Annotated in this window: 8 protein-coding genes; 3 read left to right on the top strand and 5 right to left on the bottom strand. The window is 69.6% G+C overall.

Going from position 1 to position 7,324, the window contains the following annotated elements; translation table 11 throughout:
- Positions 1-188 precede the first annotated feature (188 nt).
- On the top strand, positions 189-1,790 hold the full coding sequence (locus ETD85_RS58435) for an amidohydrolase (RefSeq protein WP_138698439.1): 1,602 nt from the start codon (positions 189-191) through the stop codon (positions 1,788-1,790).
- 95 nt (positions 1,791-1,885) lie between these two features.
- Here ETD85_RS58435 and ETD85_RS58430 read toward each other — a convergent pair whose 3' ends face one another.
- The 5 genes from ETD85_RS58430 to gap form a co-directional block, all read right to left on the bottom strand.
- Entirely contained in the window at positions 1,886-2,230 is a 345-nt protein-coding gene (locus tag ETD85_RS58430) for an RNA polymerase-binding protein RbpA (RefSeq protein ID WP_103961760.1), read from the bottom strand.
- Positions 2,231-2,303: 73 nt separating this feature from the next.
- Positions 2,304-2,534, bottom strand: a complete 231-nt coding sequence (secG, locus tag ETD85_RS58425) for a preprotein translocase subunit SecG (protein WP_090942947.1) — start codon at positions 2,532-2,534, stop codon at positions 2,304-2,306.
- 99 nt (positions 2,535-2,633) lie between these two features.
- The gene (gene tpiA / locus ETD85_RS58420; RefSeq protein WP_138698438.1) at positions 2,634-3,416 is read right to left on the bottom strand and encodes a triose-phosphate isomerase; all 783 of its coding nucleotides are present in this window, start codon (positions 3,414-3,416) and stop codon (positions 2,634-2,636) included.
- Position 3,417: 1 nt separating this feature from the next.
- Positions 3,418-4,605: a phosphoglycerate kinase gene (locus ETD85_RS58415; RefSeq protein WP_276617420.1), complete on the bottom strand. Its 1,188-nt coding sequence runs from the start codon at positions 4,603-4,605 to the stop codon at positions 3,418-3,420.
- A gap of 61 nt (positions 4,606-4,666) precedes the next feature.
- Positions 4,667-5,671, bottom strand: a complete 1,005-nt coding sequence (gene gap / locus ETD85_RS58410; protein WP_138698436.1) for a type I glyceraldehyde-3-phosphate dehydrogenase — start codon at positions 5,669-5,671, stop codon at positions 4,667-4,669.
- A 184-nt stretch (positions 5,672-5,855) separates the two neighbouring features.
- On the opposite strand from gap, the gene ETD85_RS58405 reads away from it, so the two are divergent.
- Both ETD85_RS58405 and ETD85_RS58400 read left to right on the top strand, forming a co-directional pair.
- Complete coding sequence (locus ETD85_RS58405; protein WP_138698435.1) at positions 5,856-6,503, top strand: hypothetical protein; 648 nt, start codon at positions 5,856-5,858, stop codon at positions 6,501-6,503.
- 75 nt (positions 6,504-6,578) lie between these two features.
- Positions 6,579-7,324 (top strand): hypothetical protein (locus ETD85_RS58400; protein WP_206059558.1); only part of this gene is annotated, 746 nt, incomplete at its 3' end.

The following is a 7,324-nucleotide window of genomic DNA, read 5'->3' as shown; positions in this document are numbered from 1 at the left end:
GGCTCCAGGTCCGGCCCTAGACCCGACCCCAGACCCGGCCCTAGACCCGACTGCAGGCCGGCTCCGGGTCGGCCAGGGGCCTTGGGGTCTGGGCCCCGGCCCCTTGGTCCGGGGCTGGTCCGGCACGCCGCCCGGCCGCCGGATCCGGCCGGGGAGGGCAAGATGGACCGGTCAAGAAAGGGAAAGCCATGAACATCCTCTTCCGGGGCGGCCGCGTCTTCACCCCGCAAGGCGTCCTGGCCGAGGCCGTGCTGGTGTCCGGGGGCGTGATCGCCGCCGTGGGGCCGGAGGCCGAGCTGGCGCGGCAGGCCCACGAGACCGTGGACCTGGACGGCGGCCTGCTGACCCCCGGGTTCACCGATGCGCACGCGCATCCGGTCCAGGCGGGCCTCGAACGAGCAAAGTGCGATTTGTCAGAAGACTTCGGCCTTGATGCGTACGTAGCAAAAATCGCCGACTATGCCGCGAAAAATCGCGATAAAGAGTGGGTCGACGGCGGCGGCTGGGACATGTCGGCGTTCCCCGACGGGCTCCCGCACCGAGACCAGCTCGGCTTCCTCGACCGCCCCGCCTACCTGATCCAGCGCGACCACCACGCCGCCTGGGTCAACGCCCGTGCGCTCGAACGCGCCGGCATCACCGCGGACACCCCCGACCCCGCCGACGGCAGGATCGAGCGCGACGCCGCCGGCGTCCCCACCGGCGTCCTGCACGAGGGCGCCATGGACCTCGTCGGCCTGCTCACCCCCCGCCCCACCGCCCAGGACTTGCAGGACGCGCTCCTGGAAGCGCAGACCTACCTGTTCTCGCTGGGCATCACGGGCTGGCAGGACGCCATTGTGGGCTCCTACGCAGGCTCGGAGGACCAACTCCCCACCTACGTGGCCGCAGCCCGCTCAGGGCGGCTACAGGCGCGCGTGGTGGGGGCTCTGTGGTGGGACCGCACCCGCGGCCTCGACCAGATCGGCGACCTGCTCGAACGCCGCGCCTCCGCCGGAGGCCTCGCCCGCTTCAAGGCCACCTCGGTCAAGATCATGCAGGACGGCATCACGGAGAACTTCACCGCCGCCACGCTGGAGCCCTACTGCCGGTGCGGCGGCACGGGCCTGTCGTACGTGGATCCGGACAAGCTCAAGGAGTACGTGGCCGAGCTGGACAGCCACGGCTTCCAGGTGCACTTCCACGCCATCGGCGAGCGGGCCGTACGCGAGGCTCTGAACAGCTTCGAGGGCACGAACCCCGCCAACCGCCACCACATCGCCCACCTGCAGATCATCGAGCCCACGGACGTGCCGCGCTTCGCCGCCCTGGGCGTCACGGCCAATCTGCAGCCCCTGTGGGCCACCCACCACGCCCAGATGGACGAGCTGACGCTGCCGTTCCTGGGCGAGCCGCGCTCGTCGTGGCAGTACCCGTTCGCGGACCTGCTGGCGCACGGCACCCGCTTCTGCGCGGGCAGCGACTGGCCGGTCTCGAACGCCGACCCGCTGCAGGGCATGCACGTGGCGGTCAACCGCACCGAGCCGGGCAGTTCGGTGCACGCCGGCTACCCGACGGCGCAGACCCCGTTCCTGCCCGGCCAGCGCATCGACCTGGCCACGGCCATGACCGCGTACACGGCGGGCTCGGCCTGGATCAACCGCTCGCCGGCCGGGGCGATCGAGCCGGGCCGCCCGGCCGACCTCGTGGTCCTCGACCGCGACCCGTTCGAGCTCGCGCCGGGAGACATCTGGACGACGCGGGTGCGGATGACGTTCGTGGACGGCGTCCCGGTCTACGAACGCCCCTGACCGCCGGCCGCGCCCGGCTGCCAGGAAGGCCCGGACAACGACGAAGGGGCCCTGGGGGGAAATCGCCCCAGGGCCCCTTCGTCAAGTGCACCTGACTACCAGGGGGACTTGTTGTTGCGCAGGCGCTCCAGTGCCTCCTCGAGGATCGCCTTGCCGTCCTTGTCGCTCCTGCGTTCCTTCACGTAAGCAAGGTGCGTCTTGTACGGCTCGTTCTTGGGCGGGGCAGGCGGGGCCTCCTCGTCCTGTCCGGCCGGGAGGCCGCAACGTGGGCAATCCCACGTCTCGGGGACCGCCGCGTCGCTGGCGAAACTGGGGCGCGTCTCGTGCATGTTGGCGCACCAGAACGAGACCCGCACTCTCGGAGCTGCCTCGCCGCGCTCGGCCTCCCCCATCGGGCCGGCGCCGACTCGGCTGCCACGGATCGCGTTGCCACTACCCACGGATGAACTCCTCGCTCGATCGCCCCGCGCGCAGGCACGGGGGGAGAATCACTGTCACGCGTTAACTTGTTGCTCAGGGCCTCATGAGCAGGCCGAGAGCGATGATGCAGACGAACCAGACGGTGCCCGTGATGACGGTCAGCCGGTCGAGGTTGCGCTCCACCACCGAGGAACCACCGAAGTTCGACGAGAAGCCGCCGCCGAACATGTCAGACAGCCCGCCACCCTTGCCCTTGTGGAGCAGCACGAGCAGGATCATGAGACCGCTCGCCAGGATGAGGGCGATGGAGATTCCGATTTCCACGGTATGCCTGTTCCTTCGATGCTCTGTTACGCGTGACGATTCAAACTTGCCTTTTGAGGGTACGGCCTGGTGTCAAGTCGCACCCCCAGAACGACTCAGTTAGCCGGGCATATCGGAGAATCGACAGATCTTCGCGAACTCCCCGGCGTCGATGCTGGCGCCACCCACGAGCGCGCCGTCGACATCGGGCTGAGCCATGATCCCTGCGATATTGCCTGACTTGACCGAGCCACCGTAAAGGATACGGACCGCAGAGGCCACTTCGGTGTCGTAGAGCTCAGCGAGTCTCACTCGCAACGCTCCGCAGACCTCCTGGGCGTCCTCCGGGGTGGCCACCTCGCCGGTGCCGATCGCCCACACCGGTTCGTAGGCCACCACTATCGATTTTGCCTGCTCGGCGGTGATTTTGCGCAGCGCGCCGTCAAGTTGGGCAAGACTGTGCGCGATGTGGCGGCCCTCTTGACGCACGGCCAGGCCCTCTCCCACGCACAGGATCGGGGTGAGCGAGTGCCGGTAGGCGGCCTGGACCTTGGCGTTGACCAGGTCGTCGTCCTCGTCGTGGTATTGCCGGCGCTCGGAGTGGCCGATCGTGACGTAGGTGCAACCAAGCTTGGCCAGCATGACCCCGGACACGTCACCGGTGTAGGCCCCGGCGTCGTGCGGGGACAGGTCCTGGGCGCCGTACACGATCCGGAGCTTGTCGCCGTCGACGAGCGTCTGCACGCTGCGCAGGTCGGTGAACGGCGGCAGCACGGCGACGTCGACCTTGTCGAAGTCCTTGTCGTTGAGCGCGAACGCCAGTTTCTGGACCAGCGCGATGGCCTCGAGGTGGTTGAGGTTCATCTTCCAGTTGCCGGCGATGAGGGGCTTGCGTGATGCCAACTCAGTCCTCCAAAGCCGCGAGTCCGGGAAGGGTCTTGCCCTCAAGGTATTCGAGACTGGCCCCGCCGCCGGTGGAAATGTGCGAGAAACCGTCCTCGGGGAGCCCGAGCTTGCGCACGGCGGCCGCGGAGTCGCCCCCGCCGACCACGGTGAAGGCGTCGGACGCGATCAGCGCCTCGGCCACCGCCCTGGTGCCGCCGGAGAACGCGTCGAACTCGAACACGCCCATGGGCCCGTTCCAGAAGACGGTCTTGGCGTCGGCCAGCTTCGTGGCGAACAGCTCGCGCGTCTTCGGCCCGATGTCGAGCCCCTCCCGGTCGGCGGGGATCGCGGTGGCCTCGACCGCGTCGTGCTCGGCGTCGGCGGCGAACGTGACCGCCGCCAGCACGTCGACGGGCAGCACCAGGTCGACGCCCCGCTGGGCCGCCTCGGCGAGGAAGCCGCGCACCTGGTCGAGCTGGTCCTCCTGGAGCAGCGACCCGCCCACCTCGTGGCCCTGGGCCTTGAGGAAGGTGTAGGCCATGCCGCCGCCGATGAGCAGCCTGTCGACCTTGGTCAGCAGGTTGGCGATGACGCCCAGCTTGTCGGAGACCTTGGCGCCGCCGAGCACCACCACGTAGGGGCGCTCGGTGTCCTCGGTCAGCTTGCGCAGCACCTCGACCTCGGCCACGACCAGCCCGCCGGCCGCGTGCGGCAGCAGCTTGGGCACGTCGTAGACGCTGGCGTGCTTGCGGTGCACGGCGCCGAAGCCGTCGCCCACGTAGAGCTCGGCCAGATCGGCCAGCTTCGCCGCGAACTCGCCCCTGACCGCGTCGTCCTTGGACTCCTCGCCCGGCTCGTAACGCAGGTTCTCCAGCAGGGCGACCTCGCCGTCCTGGAGCGCTGCGACGCTCTCGCGCGCGCTGTCGCCCACCACGTCGGCGGCGAAGGCCACGTCCTGGCCGAGCAGCTCGCCCAGGCGCGTGGCCACGGGCTTGAGCGAGTATTTCGGGTCCGCCTTGCCCTTGGGCCTGCCGAGATGGGCGCAGACCACGACCTTGGCGCCGCGGCCGACCAGGGTTTTGATCGTCGGCACCGAGGCCCTGATGCGGCCGTCGTCGGTGATCGTCTCCCCGTCGAGGGGAACGTTGAGGTCGGCGCGCACGAGCACGCGCCGGCCCTTCACGTCGAGATCGTCGAGCGTGCGCATGCTCATGCTCCTGTTCCCGGGGGGCGCGCCTGCCGCGCGCCCCGACGTGTGCGCCTCGGCATCAGAGGCCGCGGCCCACCAGCTCGATCAGGTCGGCGAGGCGGTTGGAGTAGCCCCACTCGTTGTCGTACCAGCCGACGACCTTGACCTGGTTGCCGATGACCTTGGTCAGCCCGGCGTCGAAGATGCAGGAGGCGGGGTCGGTGACGATGTCGGAGGAGACGATCTCGTCCTCGGTGTAGCTGATGATGCCCTTGAGCGGGCCCTCGGCGGCGGCCTTCACCGCGGCGTTGACCTCCTCGACGGTGACGTCGCGGCCGAGCTCGACGGTGAGGTCGGTGGCCGAGCCGGTGGGGATCGGCACGCGCATGGCGAAGCCGTCGAGCTTGCCCTTGAGCTGGGGCAGCACCAGGCCGATGGCCTTGGCGGCGCCGGTGGAGGTGGGCACCACGTTGAGTGCGGCGGCGCGGGCGCGGCGCAGGTCCTTGTGCGGGCCGTCCTGCAGGTTCTGGTCCTGCGTGTAGGCGTGGATGGTGGTCATCAGACCCTTCTCGATGGTGAAGGTGTCATGCAGGACCTTGGCCATCGGCGCCAGGCAGTTGGTGGTGCAGGAGGCGTTGGAGACGATCGTGTGCTTGGCCGGGTCGTAGTCGCCGTCGTTGACGCCCATCACGATCGTGACGTCCTCGTTCTTGGCCGGCGCCGAGATGATGACCTTCTTCGCGCCGTTGTCGGCGTGCACCTTGGCCTTGGTGGCGTCGGTGAACAGGCCGGTGGACTCCAGCACCACGTCCACGCCGAGGTCGCCCCAGGGCAGCTTGCCCGGGTCGCGCTCCTCGAAGACCTTGATCGCCTTGCCGTCGACGGTGATCTCGTCGCTCGTGGCCTTCACCTCGTAGGGCAGGCGGCCCAGGATGCTGTCGTACTTCAGCAGGTGAGCGAGCGTCGCGTTGTCGGTCAGGTCGTTGACCGCGACGATCTCGATGTCCTTGCCGCTGGCGGCGACAGCGCGCCAGAAGTTGCGACCGATGCGGCCGAAGCCGTTGACGCCTACGCGGATGCTCACGGGAACCGATCTCCTCGAACCAGATGGCGGGCTGAACCTCAACCACGAACCTTATCGGACCCAAATTGGTTTAGACCACTGCAGGTCCCCGGCTGTGAATCGGCGTTCAGACGACACCTTTTGCGAGGTTCGAGTAAAGTGCCCGACTCATCGGAGTAAATTCGTGCATTCTCTGGGGGCTGAGATGTCACATAAGCGGTCCGGCCTGCTTCCCGGACTAGTAACAGGGCTGCTCACCGCGCTGATCTGTGCGGCCGCGCTGGGGGCGGCCGTCCTGTTCCAGGAGCGCATGCCGAGCGCCGTGACGGCGTTCGGCAACGGCTTTCCGCTCTCGCTGGCGCTGTCGCTCGTGATCGCCCTTCTGGTCGTCCTCGCGATGGGCGCCGTACGCCCGCGCAGCCTCGTCCTGCTCCCCGTCTCGGCGCTGTACGCGGGCGGCGCCTACGCGGCCGGGCAGGTCGTCGGCAAGTCGATCATGATCGGGGCCACGCTGAGCACGCCTTCCACCGAACGGGCGCCCGCCGACCTCACGGACGTCACCCTGGACAACTTCCTGGCCGGCCTCCCCTACGCGCCGTCGCTCTACCGGGACCCGCTGTCGGAGACGTGGGCGGCCTGGCTCTTCGTCGGCGTGGCGGCCCTGGCCGCCCTCGCGCTGCTCACCCCCCGGGTCGTGCGCGCGCGCCGCGCCCACCGGGCCGAACTGGCGGAGACGGAGGCGGCGGAGCAGGCGCAGGAGCCCGAGTACCGGGCCCCGTTCGAGCCCGCCCAGGCGCCGGCCCAGCAGCCCACGGCCGACCTGTTCGCGCCCCGCAAGCCCGCCAAGGACTGAGACCGGGCCCTGCCATGGCGGGGCCCAAGATCAGGCAAAGGCGGTTCCGCCTCCCCGCACAGGAGCCACGTGGACATGACGCGGCAAAGGTCAGGGTTGCTTTCGGCCATCGTCGCCGGACTGCCTGCGACGCTCGCCGGCGCCGCCGTGTACGGCCTGCTCATCGGCCTCACCGAATACGAGATCGGCCTGGCCACCATCGGCGTCGGCACCCTCGCAGCCCTGGGCGTCACAGCCACCAGGACCGCCGACCCGGTCACAACAGCCGGCAGGACCACAGGGTTGGGCATCACGACCACCGGAACCGCCGACCCGGGCATCACGACCGCCCGGTCCGCAGGGTTGGGCACCGCATCCGCCAGGACGACCGACCCGGACATCGCCGCCACCAGGACCACAGCCCTGGGTGGGACCGCCGACCCGGGCATCACGACCGCCGGACCCATCAGCCTGGGCGCCACGTCCGCGAGAACCGCCGACCTGGGCGTCATATCCGCCGCCAGGACCGCAGACTCGCTCCTGCCGCCGCTGGCCGCCCTCCTGGGCCTCGCCGGTGCGGCGCTCGGCGAGGTCGTCGGCACCGCCCTCCTGCTCGTGGACCTCGCCGGGCAGGAGGGCCTGCCGATGTCGTACGCGACCGCCGCCACCGAAGCCGTCACGGGATTCCACGCCCTGATCGGCGAGTCCCCCGAGTGCATCCTGTACTGGGCGGTAAGCGCGATCACCGCCTACACGGTGGCCACCAGACGCACCACACGCAGGGCCCGCAAGCACGCCAGAACGCTCTTCTCCCCGACGCCCGCGAACACGCCCCCCATGGC

Origin of the sequence: Nonomuraea zeae, assembly GCF_005889725.1 — a bacterium.
GTDB classification, from domain to species: domain Bacteria; phylum Actinomycetota; class Actinomycetes; order Streptosporangiales; family Streptosporangiaceae; genus Nonomuraea; species Nonomuraea zeae.
The sequence above is the reverse complement of the archived record's forward strand: the minus strand, read 5'-3'. Positions and strand labels throughout refer to the sequence as shown.

Excerpts from the sequence above, each read along its gene's own strand:
- ETD85_RS58435 (WP_138698439.1), top strand. The coding sequence starts at position 189 with ATGAACATCCTCTTCCGGGGCGGCCGCGTCTTCACCCCGCAAGGCGTC.
- ETD85_RS58415 (WP_276617420.1), bottom strand. The coding sequence starts at position 4,605 with ATGCGCACGCTCGACGATCTCGACGTGAAGGGCCGGCGCGTGCTCGTG.
- ETD85_RS58405 (WP_138698435.1), top strand. The coding sequence starts at position 5,856 with ATGTCACATAAGCGGTCCGGCCTGCTTCCCGGACTAGTAACAGGGCTG.